Origin of the sequence: Microvirga sp. TS319, from assembly GCF_041276405.1 — a bacterium.
Taxonomy (GTDB): domain Bacteria; phylum Pseudomonadota; class Alphaproteobacteria; order Rhizobiales; family Beijerinckiaceae; genus Microvirga.
Window position 1 is genome coordinate 1,671,619 of the sequence record NZ_JBGGGT010000001.1, and the last position, 17,161, is coordinate 1,688,779.

The 17,161-nt window shown below is 61.9% G+C and carries 14 protein-coding genes and 4 pseudogenes; 11 read left to right on the forward strand and 7 right to left on the reverse strand.

Annotation, left to right across the window (positions count from 1 at the left end):
* Positions 1-109 precede the first annotated feature (109 nt).
* From hpaI to AB8841_RS07680, 3 genes are read right to left on the reverse strand one after another with little or no spacing between them, the layout of a single operon-like run.
* A complete protein-coding gene (gene hpaI, locus AB8841_RS07670) occupies positions 110-916 on the reverse strand; it encodes a 4-hydroxy-2-oxoheptanedioate aldolase (protein ID WP_370435193.1) in 807 nt (268 codons plus the stop codon).
* Positions 917-924: 8 nt separating this feature from the next.
* The gene (hpaH, locus tag AB8841_RS07675) at positions 925-1,728 is read right to left on the reverse strand and encodes a 2-oxo-hept-4-ene-1,7-dioate hydratase (protein ID WP_370435194.1); all 804 of its coding nucleotides are present in this window, start codon (positions 1,726-1,728) and stop codon (positions 925-927) included.
* A gap of 3 nt (positions 1,729-1,731) precedes the next feature.
* A complete protein-coding gene (locus tag AB8841_RS07680; RefSeq protein WP_370435570.1) occupies positions 1,732-2,595 on the reverse strand; it encodes a fumarylacetoacetate hydrolase family protein in 864 nt (287 codons plus the stop codon).
* A gap of 398 nt (positions 2,596-2,993) precedes the next feature.
* On the opposite strand from AB8841_RS07680, the pseudogene AB8841_RS07685 reads away from it, so the two are divergent.
* The 5 genes and pseudogenes from AB8841_RS07685 to AB8841_RS07705 all read left to right on the forward strand — a co-directional run.
* Positions 2,994-3,458: pseudogene (locus AB8841_RS07685) on the forward strand (IS5/IS1182 family transposase); the annotation flags it as partial.
* 166 nt (positions 3,459-3,624) lie between these two features.
* Entirely contained in the window at positions 3,625-3,963 is a 339-nt protein-coding gene (locus tag AB8841_RS07690) for a type II toxin-antitoxin system PrlF family antitoxin (protein WP_370435195.1), read from the forward strand.
* Positions 3,960-4,457, forward strand: coding sequence for a type II toxin-antitoxin system YhaV family toxin (locus AB8841_RS07695; protein ID WP_370435196.1), 498 nt, complete (start codon positions 3,960-3,962; stop codon positions 4,455-4,457). The genes AB8841_RS07690 and AB8841_RS07695 overlap by 4 nt, the downstream gene beginning before the upstream one ends.
* 75 nt (positions 4,458-4,532) lie before the next feature.
* Positions 4,533-5,228 (forward strand): annotated as a pseudogene (locus AB8841_RS07700) (IS6 family transposase); the annotation flags it as partial.
* A 62-nt stretch (positions 5,229-5,290) separates the two neighbouring features.
* Positions 5,291-6,177 (forward strand): annotated as a pseudogene (locus AB8841_RS07705) (nucleotide kinase domain-containing protein).
* A 27-nt stretch (positions 6,178-6,204) separates the two neighbouring features.
* Here the strand turns inward: AB8841_RS07705 and AB8841_RS07710 are convergent.
* From AB8841_RS07710 to AB8841_RS07725, 4 genes and pseudogenes are all read right to left on the reverse strand, one after another.
* A pseudogene (locus tag AB8841_RS07710) lies at positions 6,205-7,385 on the reverse strand (IS3 family transposase).
* Positions 7,386-7,428: 43 nt separating this feature from the next.
* Positions 7,429-7,629: a hypothetical protein gene (locus tag AB8841_RS07715; RefSeq protein ID WP_370435197.1), complete on the reverse strand. Its 201-nt coding sequence runs from the start codon at positions 7,627-7,629 to the stop codon at positions 7,429-7,431.
* Positions 7,626-8,102 carry a formate dehydrogenase subunit gamma gene (locus tag AB8841_RS07720; protein ID WP_370435198.1) on the reverse strand — a complete coding sequence of 159 codons (477 nt, stop codon included), beginning with the start codon at positions 8,100-8,102 and terminating at the stop codon, positions 7,626-7,628. Before AB8841_RS07720 ends, AB8841_RS07715 begins: the two co-directional genes overlap by 4 nt.
* A 351-nt stretch (positions 8,103-8,453) precedes the next feature.
* Positions 8,454-9,824, reverse strand: coding sequence for a formimidoylglutamate deiminase (locus AB8841_RS07725; RefSeq protein WP_370435571.1), 1,371 nt, complete (start codon positions 9,822-9,824; stop codon positions 8,454-8,456).
* 213 nt (positions 9,825-10,037) lie between these two features.
* On the opposite strand from AB8841_RS07725, the gene hutI reads away from it, so the two are divergent.
* The 6 genes from hutI to hisC are packed head-to-tail and all read left to right on the forward strand — an operon-like array spanning position 10,038 to position 17,032.
* Positions 10,038-11,246: an imidazolonepropionase gene (gene hutI / locus AB8841_RS07730; protein WP_370435199.1), complete on the forward strand. Its 1,209-nt coding sequence runs from the start codon at positions 10,038-10,040 to the stop codon at positions 11,244-11,246.
* A complete protein-coding gene (hutH, locus tag AB8841_RS07735) occupies positions 11,243-12,790 on the forward strand; it encodes a histidine ammonia-lyase (protein WP_370435200.1) in 1,548 nt (515 codons plus the stop codon). Before hutI ends, hutH begins: the two co-directional genes overlap by 4 nt.
* 17 nt (positions 12,791-12,807) lie before the next feature.
* A complete protein-coding gene (gene hutG, locus AB8841_RS07740; protein WP_370435201.1) occupies positions 12,808-13,662 on the forward strand; it encodes an N-formylglutamate deformylase in 855 nt (284 codons plus the stop codon).
* The gene (hutU, locus tag AB8841_RS07745; protein ID WP_370435202.1) at positions 13,659-15,323 is read left to right on the forward strand and encodes a urocanate hydratase; all 1,665 of its coding nucleotides are present in this window, start codon (positions 13,659-13,661) and stop codon (positions 15,321-15,323) included. Before hutG ends, hutU begins: the two co-directional genes overlap by 4 nt.
* 10 nt (positions 15,324-15,333) lie before the next feature.
* Positions 15,334-15,918 (forward strand): HutD family protein, encoded by a 585-nt coding sequence (locus tag AB8841_RS07750; RefSeq protein WP_370435203.1) that lies wholly within the window; start codon positions 15,334-15,336, stop codon positions 15,916-15,918.
* Position 15,919: 1 nt separating this feature from the next.
* Positions 15,920-17,032 carry a histidinol-phosphate transaminase gene (gene hisC, locus AB8841_RS07755; protein ID WP_370435204.1) on the forward strand — a complete coding sequence of 371 codons (1,113 nt, stop codon included), beginning with the start codon at positions 15,920-15,922 and terminating at the stop codon, positions 17,030-17,032.
* The last annotated feature ends 129 nt before the right edge of the window (positions 17,033-17,161 follow it).

Sequence of the window (17,161 nt, forward strand, 5' to 3'; positions counted from 1 at the left end):
GCGGATACGGGCTGTTCCCCCCGCTTAGCGGTGCTTGAATTACACATAACATGATAAGTATCAAGTTAATTAGCATGTTAATTAGATGGACTGGGCCGTGTTCCGTCGGCTAGTAGACGGCGCCGGATGACGTTGGAAATGCTGCCGGCTTGGCGGCAAATTGCGAGAGCAGCCGGGTGGCGCCTCCAGCCAGCACTCCCACATCGGAACCGATCGCCACGAAGCTCGCTCCAAGCTCGACATAGCTCTGAGCGAGATCGACATCGGCCGTCAGGATTCCTGCCGCTTTGCCAGACGCCAGTATTCGGGACAGACCATCCCGCACGGCGGATTGAACGTCGGCGACACCTGGCACTCCCAGATGGCCCATGTCTGCTGCAAGATCGGCGGGACCGATGAAGATTCCATCGACACCATCAACGCTCGCGATCTCCTCAATCGCAGCAAGTCCTGCTCGACTCTCAACCTGGACAAGCAAGCAGATTTGCTCGTTCGCGGTCTGCAGATAGTCGGAAATCCGGTTGTAGTTCGAAGCCCGTGCTAAAGCCGCTCCAACGCCACGCACTCCGTCCGGGGGATAGCGCGTAGCGCGTACGAGAGCCCGGGCTTGCTCCGCAGACTCCACCATAGGAACCAAGAGCGTTTGAGCGCCAATATCCAGAACTTGTTTGATGATCCAGGTCTCACCGATCGGAACCCGAACGACCGGGTGGCTTGCCGAGCCTGCGATAGCCTGGAGCTGTGCAGCGAGTAAAGGAATGTCATTGGGACCGTGCTCTGCATCAACGAGCAGCCAGTCATAACCGGCGCCTGCGCAGACTTCAGCCACATAGGGGCTTGCTAGAGCGAGCCACAGGCCGATTTGAGAGCGCCCGTTGCGGAGCGCTGCCTTAAAGGCATTCTGGGGAGCAGGCATGAATGGTCTCACTCGAAGAAGCAGCTGACGGTCCCGAGTGGTCCGTAGTCGCCGATGATGGTGTCGCCGTGCCGCACTTCGACTGGGCGGATGAAGGAGCCAGCCAGAACGATCTGGCCGGCCTCGATATGCTCGCCGTAGATGGCAAGCCGATTAGCCAGCCACGCAATTCCGCGTGCTGGGTGGTTCAGCACGCCCGCGCCGAGTCCGGTTTCCTCGACCTGACCATTCCGCGAGACAATCGCCCCAACCCAGCGCAGATCCACCTGATCTGGCCGCAGGACGCGACCGCCTAGAACAACTCCGGCATTGGCGGCGTTATCTGAGATCGTATCAACAATAGTTCGAGCCCGGTTTGTTTCCGAGTCGACGCGGAGGATACGTGTGTCAAGGATCTCCAGTGCCGGCGTGACATAATCGGTCGCGTTCAGCACATCGAAAACCGTAACATCGGGTCCTTTCAAGTCTTTCTTCATGACAAAGGCGATCTCCGCCTCAATCCGTGGTTGGATGAAGCGATCCTTGGGAACGCTGCTTCCATCCTCGAAATGCATGTCGTCGAACAGCACCCCTGAATCCGGTGTGTCGATGTTGAGTGCATATTGCATGGCCTTCGAAGTAAGACCGATCTTCCATCCGATAACCTTGCGACCTGCCGCAAGCTTATGCTGAACCCAGGCGGCTTGGATCGCATACGCATCATCAACCGTCATCTGCGGGAACCGCAGCGACATGAGACCTATCTGCCTACGCGTCTGCTCCGCCTCGTCTAGACTGAGAGCTGCCGCGGTGGTTTCGTCAGACGTAAGCATCGCTCAGACCTCATCGGAAATGGTGTTGCAGAGAAGGCCGATGCCATCGGCTTCAACCTCGACGACGTCGCCCGGCTTTAACCAGACCGGTGGATCGAGCCGGGCTCCCGCACCTGTCGGGGTTCCGGTGATGAGGATGTCGCCGGGGACGAGCGTGGTGAAGGTCGAAATATAGCTGATGATCTTCCGGAAGGAGAAAATCATGCGACTGGTCCGATCGCTCTGGCGCACCTCGCCGTTGACGCGGGTTGTCAGTGCGATGTCCGCGATCTGGGCCTCGTTGGTGAACGGCACAAGCCATGGACCAATTGAGCCGGAGCTGTCGAAATTCTTTCCTTGCGTGACGTTGAACTTGGCATGGCGAACCCAGTCACGGATCGTGCCCTCATTCGCCAGCGTCAACGCTGCGATATAGTCCAATGCCTCGCATTCAGGGATCCGGCGCCCAGTCTTACCAATAACGATCGCGATTTCGCCCTCATAGTCGAGCTGCTCGCTTTCCGGCGGTCTGATCAAAGGTTGCTTGTGACTGGTAAACGAACGCAAAAAGCGGGGAAATAGGGACGGGTTTGGTGGCGCTTCCTTGCCATCCTTGTACTCTGCATTGCGGTCGGGAAAGTTCACTCCGACGCAGATGATTTTCTCCGGTGCTATAGACGGCAACTCAAAGCGAATGCTTTCCAGTGGAAGATCTGGCGTTAGCGCCGTCCCCTTCTCCGCCAGGAACGCAAACGCCTGATCTGCGACGACGTGTTGGAGCGTTGGCCATTGAGAACCATACCGGGCCGATAGGTCCACGATGCCACCGTCCACGGCCAGACCGTATCGTACTTTATCGGTGTGAAAATAACTTACAAACTTCGGCACCAAGACCCGCGTCCTCACAGTGAGCTTTAAGAGGGACCAGCTAGCAGCTTCTTCTTATCTCCACTCAAAACCCACCATTGGGACAAAGAGCATCGACTAAGAGGCGTGCCGCCGCCACGATTTAATTAGCATGTTAAATATCTGCTGAGCTAGAATGTCAATCGTGGTACTTGGCGAGGCTTGTGCGTTTCCCCACTAAGCTCGACTTTGGCGATTTTGGCGGGTGAATTGGGAGGACGAGACGACGAAGCGAACGATGCGGTAGGCTCGGACGTTGGTGCGTAATTCGGCCGGGGGTGTCGCGCCCGGCTGGCGGTGAGGTATAGGGGCAGTTCCCTGAAGCCGAGAAGCTGAATGCCCTGCAAGGTCAATGAAAGCCGCCGCCACAAGATTCCAAAGGGTCGCTACCTCGTGAAGAACTGGCGGGACTACGATGCAGCGCTGCGCCGGCGGTCGGCTCACTGTTGGATCAGATCTCAGGCCCAATTGCTTCGGTCACGGCTGATGGCGCGTACGATGGGGATCCGGTCTACGGTATTATCGCCGACCGAGATCCTGCGGCTGCGGTGATCATTCCAGCACGCTCCACAGCTGTGCCGAGCAACACGGCTGAGACTGCACCCACCCAGCGGGATCGGCACCTTCGGATGATCCGGGAGCGTGGTCGGCTCGGCTGGCAGAAGGCGGGGAACTACGGCCGTCGGTCCTTGGGCGAGGTCGCGATGATGCGCTACAAGACAATAATTGGTCGCCGCCTCCACGCTCGGGCTCTGCCAACACAGAAGACCGAGGTGGCCGCCGGCTGCAAGGTCATCAATGTCATGACCCGCCTCGGTATGCCTGTATCCCAGCATATCGCTTGAGCCCCAGCGCCAGAGGATGAACGCAGTCTTAATCTGAATTATGCACCAAAGCCCTTCCGGGTGGCTCCCGCGACCTCACAAACCGTTGACGAGGCCGCTCCACCCTTGACATACAATGCAAATGCATTACCTTACAAGATGAACGAGCAAGCGTTGGGAGGCAGGAATGGGCGAACATGCCTTATTCGAGATCGAGGCGACCATTACGGAGCGCGGCCAGACCACGGTGCCGGCGGCGGTCAGGAAGATGCTTGCTGTCCGCAAGCGTGGCCGTGTCGTATTCCGCGGGATGCCTGACGGCACGGTCGTGATCGCCAGCAAGGAAGAGGCCGAGCCGCACACGGACCCGGTGATCTCGCAGTTCCTCGGGTTCCTCGAACGGGACATGATGGAGCGCAAGGACGCCGCCATCTGTCCGGTGCCGAAGACCTACCTCGATGATTTGCGCGAGCTCTCCGATGTGGAAATCGACCTCGACGCCCCCCTGACAGGCGACGACGAGTGAGCGCGCCTGCCTTTGTCATCAACGGGTGGGAAATCTACGCCCACCCACTCTTCCTCGACCAACTGGAAGCCTACCATACGGCATATCGCGCCGTCAGGGCCAAATACCCGAAGGAATACAAGACCAAGAAGGCGACCAAGCTTTACCTGGCCCTGCTCAAGACAGCCTTCGAGGTCATCCCCGGCGATCCGACGAATCCAGATTTCCGGCAGGGATCGGCGCTCGGGGACAACAACAAGCACTGGTTCCGGGCGAAGTTTCTCCAGCAGTTTCGGCTGTTCTTCCGCTACTCGGACGATAAGAAGGCGATCATACTTGCCTGGGTGAATGACGAGGACACCAAGCGGGCCTACGGCTCGAAGACGGATGCCTACGAGGTGTTCAAGAAGATGCTCGAGGCTGGGAATCCTCCCGATGATTGGGGCGCGCTTTTGAAGGCCACCGCCGCCGACGATGCCGTTGAGCGGTTCCGGGCCGGGGCGGGACGTGAGTAATCCGGTTCTATCGCAACTCTTTCTTTCCTCTCTCGGGCTATGGCCTGCTCTGATGAGAGAGGGTGATCCGAGACGTTCAAGGGCAGGCAATTTGATCGATCGGTAATCCTGCTCCGTGTCCGGCGGTCTCTCGCTTACAGCCTCAGCCTCCGAAATCTCGAAGAGATGATGGCCGAGCGCGGCATCTTTGTCGACCACGCCACGGTCGGTCGCTGGGTCGTCCGTTACTCACCCGAGCTTCTCGAGAGGTTCAATCGACACAAGCGTCCTGTCAGGAGGAAATGGCATATCGATGAAACGTGTATCAAGGTGCGCGGGCGCTGGATGTACCTCTACCGAGCCGTTGAGAGCCATGGCGACACGGTCGAGTTCTGGTTCAACGAGCGGTGCAATCTTTCTGCCGCCAAACGGTTCCTGAACAGGGCCCTCAAGCGGCATGGCCGGCCAGAGCGGATTGTGATCGACGGCAGCCAGACTAATCAGGAGGCGATCTTGTCCTGTGGTACAACGGACCGGCTACAGGACCGATCACGACGGAAGCGCGAGCCGATCCGGATCCGGCAGAGTCGCTACCTCAACAATCGTATCGAACAGGATCACCGCGCGATCAAGCGGCGAGTTCGCCCGATGATGGGGTTGAAGTCCATGAACAGCGCTCGCGCTGTGCTGGGCGACATCGAAATGGTCCATATGATGCGCAAGGGAAAGGCGAAATACGCCTGCACTCATCAACTGTCGCTCGCTGAACAGTTCGAGCGACTTGCCACTTGAGTACCAAGCGGCTTCGCTCCCGCCTTTTCAGCTTTACCCCGGAGTTGCGACAGAACCGTATAATGAACATCCAAGGGCGCGACGCACGTCGAAGTTTCAAGCGACGACGTTTGACCCTGTGCGCGATCATAGTGAAGACTCCCCATCGATCTGTACGGCGGCTCTCGGATCTCCGAACCAACCCAGTCTTTGACCTTTTCTGGCGATTTGCGACTGAGCGCCAGGCGATTTTTTTCCGCCGGCTTGAGGGAACTTCCCCACCATGGGCAGATGATCAAATCCTACAACGATACAAGTCACCAACGCATATCGTGCATCCGATCGGGTCAGTCAGTTCCTGATCCGGAACGTCATTTACAATCCGGCTTATCCGGACGCTCCGAATGAAGTTGTATTCCGCATTCTGCTCTTCAAGCTGTTCAATAGAATCTCGACTTGGCAGATGCTCGAACGGCAAGCTGGTCCGCTTCACTGGCAGAGTTTTGAATCGGACCATATCGGGACTGTTCTGAGTAAAGCTGCGGCTGCGGGCATACGCCTCTATTCGGGTGCTTATATTATGCCACCTATCGCTCTGAGCACGAGCAGCGTAAAGCATCACGGGCACTTGCGGTTAATTGAGCTGATTTTGCGAGGCGACTTCGTCGCCCGGCTGCAGCAAACCAAGAATCTTCAAGAGGTATTCGTGCTGCTGAAGAGCTATCCATCGTTAGGCGACTTTCTCGCCTTTCAGCTAGCGATCGACCTAAATTACTCAACAGTGATCAATCATGACGAGGCAGAGTTCGTCGTTGCTGGGCCTGGCGCGCGCGACGGGCTGGCCAAGGCTTTCGTCGACTCGTCCGAGTACGAGCCACTAGATTTGGTTCGGCTGATGATGGACATGCAGGAGACCGAGTTCGAGCGGCTCGGGCTTCCGTTCCGTTCTCTCTGGGGACGTCGACTTTGATCTTCCCCCGATTGAGTGGACACCGGGTTAGCTCGCTGTCCGCTCGGCCTGTTCGGGCGTGAGATACCCGAGAGCCGAGTGAATGTGTTGCCGATTGTAATAGCTCTCAATGTAGCCGAACAGATCCCGGCGAGCTTCTTCGCGCGTCGCCCAACTCCGCTGATGAACGAGTTCCACTTTCAAGGAATGGAAGAACGACTCCATTGGTGCGTTATCATAGCAGCAGCCCGTCCGGCCCGTCGATGCCTTGGCCTTCATGGCGGTCAACTGCATGGCATAGGCCCCGGCTGCATATTGGCTGCCGCGGTCCGAATGATGAATGAGTCCAGGGCCTGGGCGCTGCCGCTGGGCGGCCATGATCAGGGCTCCAAGGGTCAGCTCGGTGCGCATATGATCGCGCATCGCCCAGCCCACCACCTTTCGGGTCGCTCGATCAAGAACCACGGCCAGATAGAGCCAGCCCTCACCGGTTGGGACATAGGTGATGTCAGCCAGCCAGACCCGGTCCGGCGTGGACATTGCAAACTCCTGTTGCAATAGGTTCGGCGCAACCGGCAACGCGTGGCGACTGTCGGTCGTGGTCGGCCGGAAGCAACGGCGGGCCAGCGCGCAAATGCCATGCCGGTGCATCAGCCGCTCGATCCGGCCGCGGCTGACCCGATAGCCCTGAGCTCGTAAGGCTGCGTGCAGGCGTGGGCTCCCATAGCGGCCCTGATGTTGGGCGTGGAGCCGATGCACCTCCTTCAACAGGCGCCGGTTTGCTATCGCCCTTTGGCTCTCTGGCCGGGAGCGCCAGGCATAATAGCCGCTGGCGGACCCCGAGCACGCGGCACATGAGCCGCACCGGGTAGATGCGGGCATGCTGCTCGATGAAGCCAAACCTCATTTCGGCACCTCCGCGAAGATGCCGATGGTTTTTTTTAAGATGTCTCGTTCCATACGGGTGCGATCCAGCTCGCGCCGTAGCCGCGCGATCTCGGCAGCTTGATCAGCTGGCGACGGTGGGACCCCAGTGCTCGTCAAGCTGGCGTTGGGAGCAGCCCTGGACTGGGGAGCCGCCCCGTGGGTAATAGCTCGCCAGTTGCGCAGCATGGATGGGGAGATCCCCAGTTCGGTCGCGATCTGTATCGGGGGCGGCCGCTGCTTTCCAGAAGCGCCACAGCCTCTCGCTTGAACTCGGGTGTGAATTCTCGCCTCGTCTTCGTCATCAAACACCTTCCCGCTCCCGCAGGAGCGTATCAGAGGTGTCCGTCAAAGCGAGGGAAGATCAATCCGGCCCTCGGCCGTCTCGACCTCCACCAGTGGCTCGAGCCAGAACAATCCTCGCGAGCCGGTCGAGACGATTTCCAGTGCTATTCCGCGACGGGATGCCTCCTCCACCAGGAGGGCGGCGATCCGGCGGGAACCGAGGGCAAGGGATGCGGCATCGGCTGAAATGAACACCCTGGTCATAGCCCCCTCGCCTCCCGGGCGACCGCGTCGAGCGCCCCAGGGTCGAGGCGCCCGATCGGCTCGCCGTCGTAAAGGGCGGACGGGGCGCAGGCGCACAGGCCCAGGCAATAGACCCCCTCGACCGTCAGGCTGCCGTCCGGCGTCGTCTCGCCCCAACCGATGCCGAGCGTCGCGAGGAATTCCTGTGCGACAACGGCGCCATTCATCGACTGACACGCCTCGGCCCGGCAGAGCTTGAGAACATGGTGCCCAGCCGGCTGGCGGCGGAAATCGTGATAGAAGGTGACGATGCCGTGGATTTCGGCCCGGGAGAGATTGATCGCCTCCGCGACGAGGGGGATCGCTTCGTCAGGGATATGTCCGAATTCGCGCTGCAACGCATGGAGGATCGGCAGCGCGGCACCGTCGAGCCGTGCATGAGTTGCGACGATTTCCCTTGCGCGGTCGCTCGTCCACGGGGTGAAAGTGGTCATGTCCTCACCAAACGTTGATCCGGAACGCTCGATCGATAGAGATAAAGGTTCTGCACCGGATGAGTTAAGAACCTTGCCGCCAGAATGGCAATCGACTTTTAGGCCGAAATGGCGGCTCCCCTCTGTATCAATAGGCGGTGGCAGATCGGATGAACTTACCCTTGGAGTCGACGCCCGAGGATGCAGGCGTCGGTGCAGCACGCCTGTGGCCACTCCCTCCACGGGAACCACGCCCGCTTTCGGCTTCGTGATGCGGTTCGCCTCGGTCGTCAGGGGTTTCCCATCCTCTCACGCCACTGCGGCGCGAGTCGCGATACGGACAGGTCGACCCTGATGTCGGATGCTTGCCGGTCATCCTAGAACCCGCTTCATGGTGGCGGCGTATTTATTCATGATGGCGTCCCGTTTCTCGTGACGGCCGCCTGCCACGACGGTTCGACCTGAGACGATCACGCTGTCGATGGCTGTCGTACCGGCCGTGAAAACATAACAGTCGAGCCAGCGATTGCCAGAGACCGCCGAGAGATGAGGGTGCTTGGGGTTGAGTACGACAAAGTCAGCCCGGCAACCGGTGTCGATGGCGCCGACCTGGCGGCCGACGGCGCGCGTGCCGCCCGCGAGTGCTCCCTCGTAGAGAACGCGCCCCGTCGACTCACCCTCGTTTCCCGGCAGCACATTGCGCGCCCTGTGATGGAGACGCTGACTGTATTCGAACTGCTTCAACTCGCCCGGCGCGCTGAGTTCAATATTGGAGTCTGACCCGACCCCGAACGCTCCCCCCGCTCTGAGGAAATCCACGCCATTGAAGGTGCCGTCTCCGAGATTGGCCTCCGTGATCGGACAAAGACCGGCAACGGCGCCGCTTTGAGCCAATCGCCGGGTTTCCTCCGGCGTCAGATGGGTGGCGTGGACGAGGCACCATCGTCCGTCGACAGGAGCATGGTCGAGCAGCCATTCGACAGGGCGCAGGCCTGACCATGCAAGACAATCCTGGACTTCCTTGATCTGCTCCGCGATGTGGATGTGAACGGGCCCCGAAGGAGCCATCATCAACAGGTCTTGCAAGGCTTCTGGAGAAACGGCGCGCAAGCTGTGGGGCGCTATGCCGATCACGGCATCGTCGAGGTCGGCGAGCGCATTCTTCGCATTCTCGTAAAGCACGGCATAACGTTCGACAGCGTTGATAAATCGACGCTGGCCTTCCGTAGGCGCCGCCCCTCCGAAGCCCCCGTGCGAATACAATACCGGAAGGAGCGTGAGCCCCATGCCCGTCTCGTGCGCGGCCGACGCTATTCGCTCGGAGAGCTCGGCAGGATTGTCATAGGGCCTCCCGTCGACATCGTGATGCACATAGTGAAATTCGGCCAATGCCGTGAAGCCGCCTTCGAGCATCTCCACCATTGCGGCAGCCGCAATCGCCTCAATGTCGGCAGGGGTCAACTGCCCAAGGAACCGGTACATGACCTGGCGCCATGTCCAGAAACTGTCGCCGCGCGGCCCCCGTGTCTCCGCAAGGCCGCCCATGCCACGCTGAAACGTGTGGCTGTGCAGGTTGGGCAAGCCTGGCAGCGCAATGCCGGCAATATGCTCTCGCTCTTCGGAGGGAGCATTTGCCTGCACGGCGCAAATGGTGCCATCGGCGATGTCGATCCCAACATCCGCTGCCCACCCCGAAGGAAGCAGCGCGTGATCGAATGTAAGCTTGCGTGTTGCTGATGCCATCGTCTTGCCACCGCAGGATCGTTCGAATGAACCGTCGAGGGTGGATGTCCGCGCTTCCGCCTTGGGAAAACACCCGGAAGGCTTGCTGATCGGCCCATCCATCTCCAGCCCGATATTACCAATCTCGGGAAATATGTATAGACATACCTTGGTGAATATGTATAGACTTAATGATGCCGCAGTGAAGGCTCGCCAGCGCGACGGGAGAAGCCCATGCGTTTCGATACGGTCTGGTTCAATGCACGACTTGCGACGCTGGCCCCTGCCGCCGACGGCCTCGGCATCGTCCATGACGGCGTGATCGCGGCCAGGAACGGTCGAATCGCGTTCGCGGGACCCGTCGGAGATCTTCCGACAGGCTGGGACTCACTCGAGAAGGTCGATTGTGAGGGCCGTTGGGTCACCCCCGGCCTCGTCGACTGCCATACTCATCTCGTTTTCGGCGGCGATAGGGCGGCCGAGTTCGAAATGCGCCTGAATGGAGCGAGTTACGAAGAGATCGCTCGCGCGGGAGGCGGTATCGTCTCCACCGTGAAGGCCACCCGGGCGGCAAGCGAAGACGATCTCGTGGCAGGAGCCCTGCCCCGCCTCGATCATCTGATCGCCGAGGGCTGCACCACCATCGAGATCAAATCGGGCTATGGGCTCGAACTCGAAACGGAAGCGCGAATGCTGCGCGCAGCCCGACGCCTTGGCCGCGAGCGCCCCGTGACCGTCGTCACGACTTTTCTCGGAGCCCATGCCTTGCCGCCGGAGGCGAACGGCGGCAAGGACGCCTATATCGACATGGTGTGCCGGGAGATGCTACCTGTCATTGCCCGGGAAGGCCTTGCGGATGCGGTCGATGCCTTTTGCGAAGGAATTGCCTTCTCGCCGGCACAGACCGCCCGCGTCTTCGAGACAGCTGAAGCGCACGGCCTGACAATCAAGCTTCATGCGGACCAGCTCTCCAACCTGCACGGCGCGAAACTCGCAGCCGGGTTCGGCGCGCTGTCGGCCGACCATCTCGAGTACACCGACGATGAGGGAGCCGGCGCGATGGCACAAGCCGGAACGGTCGCGGTGCTCCTGCCCGGAGCCTTTTACACGCTGCGCGAAACGCAGCTGCCACCGGTCGATGCCTTCCGCCGGCACGGCACTCGGATCGCGCTCGCGACGGACTGCAACCCCGGTACGTCGCCACTGACCTCGCTTCTCGTCGCCATGAACATGGGCGCGACCCTGTTCCGCCTGACTGTCGAGGAGTGCATCGCGGGCGTGACGCGCGAAGCCGCGCGTGCGCTCGGAAAGCTCGACGAGATCGGCACACTCGAACCCGGCAAGGCCTGCGACCTCGCGATCTGGGACATCGAGCGACCGGCAGAGCTCGTCTATCGCCTCGGCTTCAACCCGCTGCACGCCCGTATCTGGAGAGGACAGTGACTGACACCGTAACGCTTATTCCCGGCTCCGTTTCTCTGGCCGATTGGCGCTCCGTCTATTTAGGCGCAGCAGTCATACTCGACGACCGATGCCGCCCCAAGGTCGAGGCGGGTGCCGGGACCATCGAGGCCATCGTGGCCAAGGGCGATCCCGTCTACGGGATCAATACCGGCTTCGGAAAGCTCGCGAGCGTGCGCATCGGCTCGTCCGATCTCGCGACGCTCCAGCGCAACATCGTGCTGTCGCATGCGGCAGGCGTCGGCGAGCCCCTGCCGGCCGAGATCGTCCGGCTGGTCATGGTCCTGAAGCTCGCAAGTCTGGCGCAGGGAGCCTCCGGCGTGCGCTGGTCCACCATCGAGCACCTGGCCGCGTGCCTGAAGGCGGGGCTCTTCCCGGTTATTCCGGGCCAGGGCTCTGTCGGCGCCTCCGGCGATCTGGCTCCGCTCTCTCACATGACGGCGGCGCTCATGGGCGTGGGGGACATCCTCGTCGACGGCGTCCGCATGCCGGCCGAAGCGGCCCTCGCCAGAGCGGGCCTCAGACCCCTCGTTCTGGGCCCCAAGGAAGGCCTTGCGCTTCTCAACGGCACGCAGGTCTCGACGGCCCTGGCGCTCGCCGGCCTCTTCGAGGCGGAGCGGGTGTTCCAAGCGGCCCTTGTCACCGGGGCATTGGCGACCGACGCCGCCAAGGGATCGGACGGGCCTTTCGATGCCAGAATCCAGACGCTGCGGCGCCACCGGGGACAGATCGAAGTGGCGGCCTCCCTGCGCATGCTGATGCAGGGCAGCGCCATCCGCGCCTCACATCTCATCAACGACGAACGCGTCCAGGATCCCTATTGTCTGCGCTGCCAGCCGCAGGTCATGGGCGCGGTCCTCGATCTGCTTCGTCAAGCGGGCGAAACGCTCGGCACGGAAGCGAACGGCGTCTCCGATAATCCGCTCGTCTTCTCGGAAACCGGAGAGGTCATCTCGGGCGGCAACTTCCATGCAGAGCCCGTCGCCTTCGCGGCCGACATGATCGCCATGGCCTTGTGTGAAATCGGCTCTCTCGCCGAGCGGCGCATCGCCATGCTGGTCGATCCTGCCCTTTCGGGTCTGCCCGCCTTTCTGACACCGAAGCCGGGCTTGAATTCCGGCTTCATGATCCCTCAGGTGACCGCTGCGGCGCTCGTCTCCGAGAACAAGCAACGGGCCTATCCGGCCAGCGTCGATTCGATCCCGACGTCAGCCAACCAGGAAGATCACGTGTCCATGGCGACCCATGGCGCACGGCGTCTCCTGAGCATGGCGGCAAATACCGCGAACATCATCGGGATCGAACTGCTCGCCGCGGCACAGGGCTGCGATTTTCATGCACCGATGCACTCGAGCGTGCGGCTCGAGGATGCGCGCGCACTCCTGCGGGCCGAAGTACCGCATCTGGACGAAGACCGGCACATGGCTCCCGATATGGAACGCGCGACCATGCTGGTCGCGTCCGGCGCTCTCGCGGCCGCAGCGGGCCATGATGTCCTGCCGTTCGTGGCTGATGAAGAACTGTGAAAGGCAAAGCGGCCATCATGACTGCTTCGGATTGTTCCCCCTCGCTCTCCGTCATACGCGGAGACGCGCCGCTGATCGTGAGCCTACCCCATACGGGCACGGAGATTCCGGCCGAATACGAAGCGGGCCTGGTGTCTCCCTGGCTCGCGCGCAAGGACGCCGATTGGTGGATCGAGCAGCTTTACGACTTCGCTCCCGGTCTCGGTGCAACCGTGATCCGCACGTCGATTTCCCGCACGGTGATCGACGTGAACCGCGATCCCTCGGGCATGTCGCTTTATCCGGGACAGGCGACGACGGAGCTATGTCCCACCACGACCTTCGACGGCGAACTGCTCTACAAGCAGGGAGCGGCACCGGCGGCTGAGGAGATCGCCAAACGTCGCGCGCGCTTTTTCGACCCGTATCACGCGACGTTCCGGGCCGAGGTCGAACGGCTGCGGGCGCGGCATGACCGTGTCGTCATCTATGACTGCCACTCGATCCGATCAATCATCCCGCGCTTGTTCGATGGCACCCTGCCTCACTTCAACATCGGCACCAACGGCGGAGCCACCTGCGCTCCCGCTCTCAGCGATGCCGTCGAGACGATCTGCGCGGGCAGTGGCTTCAGCCATGTGGTCAACGGGCGTTTCAAAGGCGGCTACATCACGCGCAACCTGGGCAAGCCCGAGACGGGTGTTCACGCCATTCAAATGGAGCTCGCCTGCCGCGGCTACATGCGTGAGCCTCTCGGCCCGGTCGCCGAGGGCGCATGGCCGACATCCTATGACGAGGCCTATGCGGCGCCCATGCGCGCCGTTCTCACCCGCATTCTCGAAACCTGTCTTTCCTTCGCCGCAACCGAAGCCTCGTCGAGGACCAAGCCATGACCCGCATCGACAACACCCGCGTGATCCGCGCCGCGCACGGCACAGATCTGTCGGCCAAAAGCTGGCTGACCGAAGCGCCCCTGCGCATGCTGATGAACAATCTCGATCCCGACGTGGCCGAGAAGCCGGGCGAGCTCGTCGTCTATGGCGGCATCGGTCGTGCGGCACGCGACTGGGAGAGCTTCGACCGCATCGTTGCTGCGCTCAAGGCCCTGGAGGCGGACGAGACCTTGCTCGTGCAATCCGGCAAGCCCGTCGGAGTCTTCCGCACGCATCCTGACGCGCCCCGCGTGCTGATCGCCAATTCCAACCTCGTGCCGCACTGGGCAACCTGGGACAAATATCACGAGCTCGACCGCAAGGGCCTCATGATGTACGGCCAGATGACGGCGGGTTCCTGGATCTATATCGGCAGCCAGGGCATCGTGCAGGGCACCTACGAAACCTTCGTCGAGGTCGGCCGCCAGCACTACGACGGCGACCTGTCGGGGCGCTGGATCCTCACGGCCGGCCTTGGCGGAATGGGTGGTGCGCAGCCGCTCGCGGCCACCATGGCGGGAGCATCCTGCCTTGCCGTGGAATGCCAGCCGAGCCGCATCGAGATGCGCCTGAGGACGGGCTATCTCGACCGACGCGCCGATACGCTGGACGAGGCGCTTGCGATCATCGAGCAATCGTGCCGTGAGAAGAAACCTGTATCGGTCGGCCTCCTCGGCAATGCCGCCGAGATTTTCCCGGAGATCTACCGGCGCGGCATCCGCCCGGATGCCGTCACGGACCAGACCTCGGCGCATGATCCGATCAACGGCTATCTGCCGAAGGGCTGGACTCTCGCGGAGTGGGAGTCGAGGCGCGAAAGCGACCCGAAGACCGTCGAGCGCGCTGCCAGACACTCCATGGCGGAGCATGTGCGCGCCATGCTGGATTTTCATCGCGCCGGCGTGCCGACCCTCGACTACGGCAACAACATCCGCCAGATGGCGAAGGAAGAAGGCGTCGCCGATGCCTTCGCGTTTCCGGGCTTCGTGCCGGCCTATATCCGGCCGCTCTTCTGCCGCGGGATCGGCCCCTTCCGCTGGGCCGCGCTCTCGGGCGATCCGGAGGACATCTACCGCACCGACGCCAAGGTGAAGGAGCTGCTCCCGGACAACAAGCATCTCCATCACTGGCTCGACATGGCCCGCGAGCGCATCCATTTTCAGGGGCTGCCTGCCCGCATCTGCTGGGTCGGCCTCGGCGACCGCCATCGCCTCGGCCTCGCCTTCAACGAAATGGTCGCCGGGGGCGAACTGAAGGCGCCTGTCGTGATCGGCCGCGACCATCTCGATTCCGGTTCGGTCGCAAGCCCCAACCGCGAGACCGAAGCCATGCAGGACGGATCGGATGCGGTGTCCGATTGGCCGCTTCTGAACGCCCTTCTCAACTGTGCGTCCGGAGCCACCTGGGTGTCGTTGCACCATGGCGGCGGCGTGGGGATGGGCTTCTCGCAACATTCGGGAATGGTGATCGTCTGCGACGGCACGCCCGAGGCCGCCAAGCGCATCGAACGAGTGCTCTGGAATGATCCCGCCAGCGGCGTGATGCGCCATGCCGATGCGGGATACGACATTGCGATCGGCTGCGCCCGCGATCACGGGCTCAACCTCCCGAGCCTTGGCTAGGCCGCGCGCCATGCACCTCGTTCCCTCGACCAGCTATCGACGCATGCCGTGGAAGAACGGCGGCGGCGAGACGATTGAGATCATCGCCTCCCCTGAGGGCTCGACCCTGGACACCTTCGATTGGCGGGTCAGCATGGCGAAGGTCGCATCGTCCGGCCCCTTCTCCCTGTTTCCGGAGATCGACCGAACGCTCGCCGTGCTCGATGGCAACGGAATCCGGCTGTCCATCGCAGGGCGGGGCGAGGTTCTGGTCGGTCTCGGCACCGCCCCCGTTTCGTTCCCGGGCGACGTCCCGGTCGACGCGGGCCTCGTGGACGGATCCATCATGGATCTGAACGTGATGACCCGGCGGGGTCGCTACGGACATGCCATGACCCGAATGGCCGACACGGGGGAATTCGGCGTGACGTGCCGCGGCGACATCACGCTCATGCTCGTGACCGGCTCCGGCGCGACGGCATATGGCGCCGGCACGACGATCGAGGCCGAGGATAGCGACACGATCATCGTTTCCAAGACTGCGGGGGCGGAGTTAGTCCACATCAGCTCGCGGGGCGTCTTGGAACTCTACATCATCGACATATGGCGAGCGTAACGTGACAGACCCGATCAGCCTCAATCCTCACATTGTTGTCCTTCCGCCATACAATGCCGGCATGAGCATCGGGGCGGCGCGCCGGGCCAGCGGTCACCAATCCATCGCGCGGCTAGCCAGCAACGAGAACCCCGACGGCTGTTCCCCGGCGGTTCTGGAAGCCCTCGCTCCGACAGGACTGGAGCCGTGGCGCTACTCCGATCCGGCGTGCATGGTTCTTCGCGAGGCGCTGAGCGAGCATCTTGCCACCCATCCCGATCATATCGTCGTCGGAAACGGATCGGAGGAAATGATCGCGGCCCTCTCGCGCGCCCTGTTGCTGCCGGGCGACCACGTGGCGACCGTGGCCCCGAGTTTCGGTCTTCACGAAATCGAGCCCCGTGCGATGGGAGCGACGGTCGTGAAGATTCCTATGACATCGGATCTGGCCTTCGACCTACCGGCCATCCTCGACGCCTTGTCCCGGCGGCCGAAGCTCCTGATGCTCAGTTCGCCCTGGAACCCGGTCGGACCCGCACTGTCGCACGACGCCCTGGACGCCATTCTCAAGTGCATAAGCCGCGAAACCGTACTCGTCTTCGACGAGGCATATTTCGAGTATGCCGACGAGGCAGCGCGCGTGGACGGCGTCGCCCTGCTCGCCGCGACGGATATCCGCTACGTCGTACTCAGGACCTTCTCGAAAGCCTATGGCCTGGCCGGGCTCAGGGTTGGATATGCCGTCTGCTCCGATATCCAGGTCGCGGATGCGATCCGGAAGGCCAAGACACCCTTCAACGTCAACGTCGCCGCTCAGACGGCCGCCCTCGCGGCCTTGGGCGACCAGGCGTGGATGAAGGCGTCGGTGGCGCGCACCCGGGCCGAGCGGGGGCGTGTTGCGTTGGCCCTGCAGGATATGGGCTATGCGCCTGCGGTGTCGCAGACCAACTTTCTGTTCTTCGCGTGTCATAGCGACAGCACCGACATCGCCGATCGCCTGCTCAAGGAGGGCGTCATCGTCAAGCCGTGGCGGGAAGACGGTTACCAGAACTTCCTGCGCATTACGATCGGTCATCCTGACGAAAACGACCGGCTGCTCCTCGCCTTGCGGTCCCTGACGATTTCGAAGGTCTAGGCCCTCGGTGAAAACCCGCCCGGCCAACATACCAGACATAAGGCCGGTGATATGATGGCGCGGCCGGCCACGATATTCATATCCGGGCGCCGGATTCGCGAGTAAAGAAGGATTTCCAGGAGCAATCCG

Excerpts from the sequence above, each read along its gene's own strand:
- AB8841_RS07750 (WP_370435203.1), top strand. The coding sequence starts at position 15,334 with ATGCACCTCGTTCCCTCGACCAGCTATCGACGCATGCCGTGGAAGAAC.
- AB8841_RS07690 (WP_370435195.1), top strand. The coding sequence starts at position 3,625 with ATGGGCGAACATGCCTTATTCGAGATCGAGGCGACCATTACGGAGCGC.
- hpaH (WP_370435194.1), bottom strand. The coding sequence starts at position 1,728 with ATGCTTACGTCTGACGAAACCACCGCGGCAGCTCTCAGTCTAGACGAG.
- hutU (WP_370435202.1), top strand. The coding sequence starts at position 13,659 with ATGACCCGCATCGACAACACCCGCGTGATCCGCGCCGCGCACGGCACA.
- AB8841_RS07715 (WP_370435197.1), bottom strand. The coding sequence starts at position 7,629 with ATGACCAGGGTGTTCATTTCAGCCGATGCCGCATCCCTTGCCCTCGGT.
- hutG (WP_370435201.1), top strand. The coding sequence starts at position 12,808 with ATGACTGCTTCGGATTGTTCCCCCTCGCTCTCCGTCATACGCGGAGAC.
- AB8841_RS07720 (WP_370435198.1), bottom strand. The coding sequence starts at position 8,102 with ATGACCACTTTCACCCCGTGGACGAGCGACCGCGCAAGGGAAATCGTC.
- hutI (WP_370435199.1), top strand. The coding sequence starts at position 10,038 with ATGCGTTTCGATACGGTCTGGTTCAATGCACGACTTGCGACGCTGGCC.
- hpaI (WP_370435193.1), bottom strand. The coding sequence starts at position 916 with ATGCCTGCTCCCCAGAATGCCTTTAAGGCAGCGCTCCGCAACGGGCGC.
- AB8841_RS07725 (WP_370435571.1), bottom strand. The coding sequence starts at position 9,824 with ATGGCATCAGCAACACGCAAGCTTACATTCGATCACGCGCTGCTTCCT.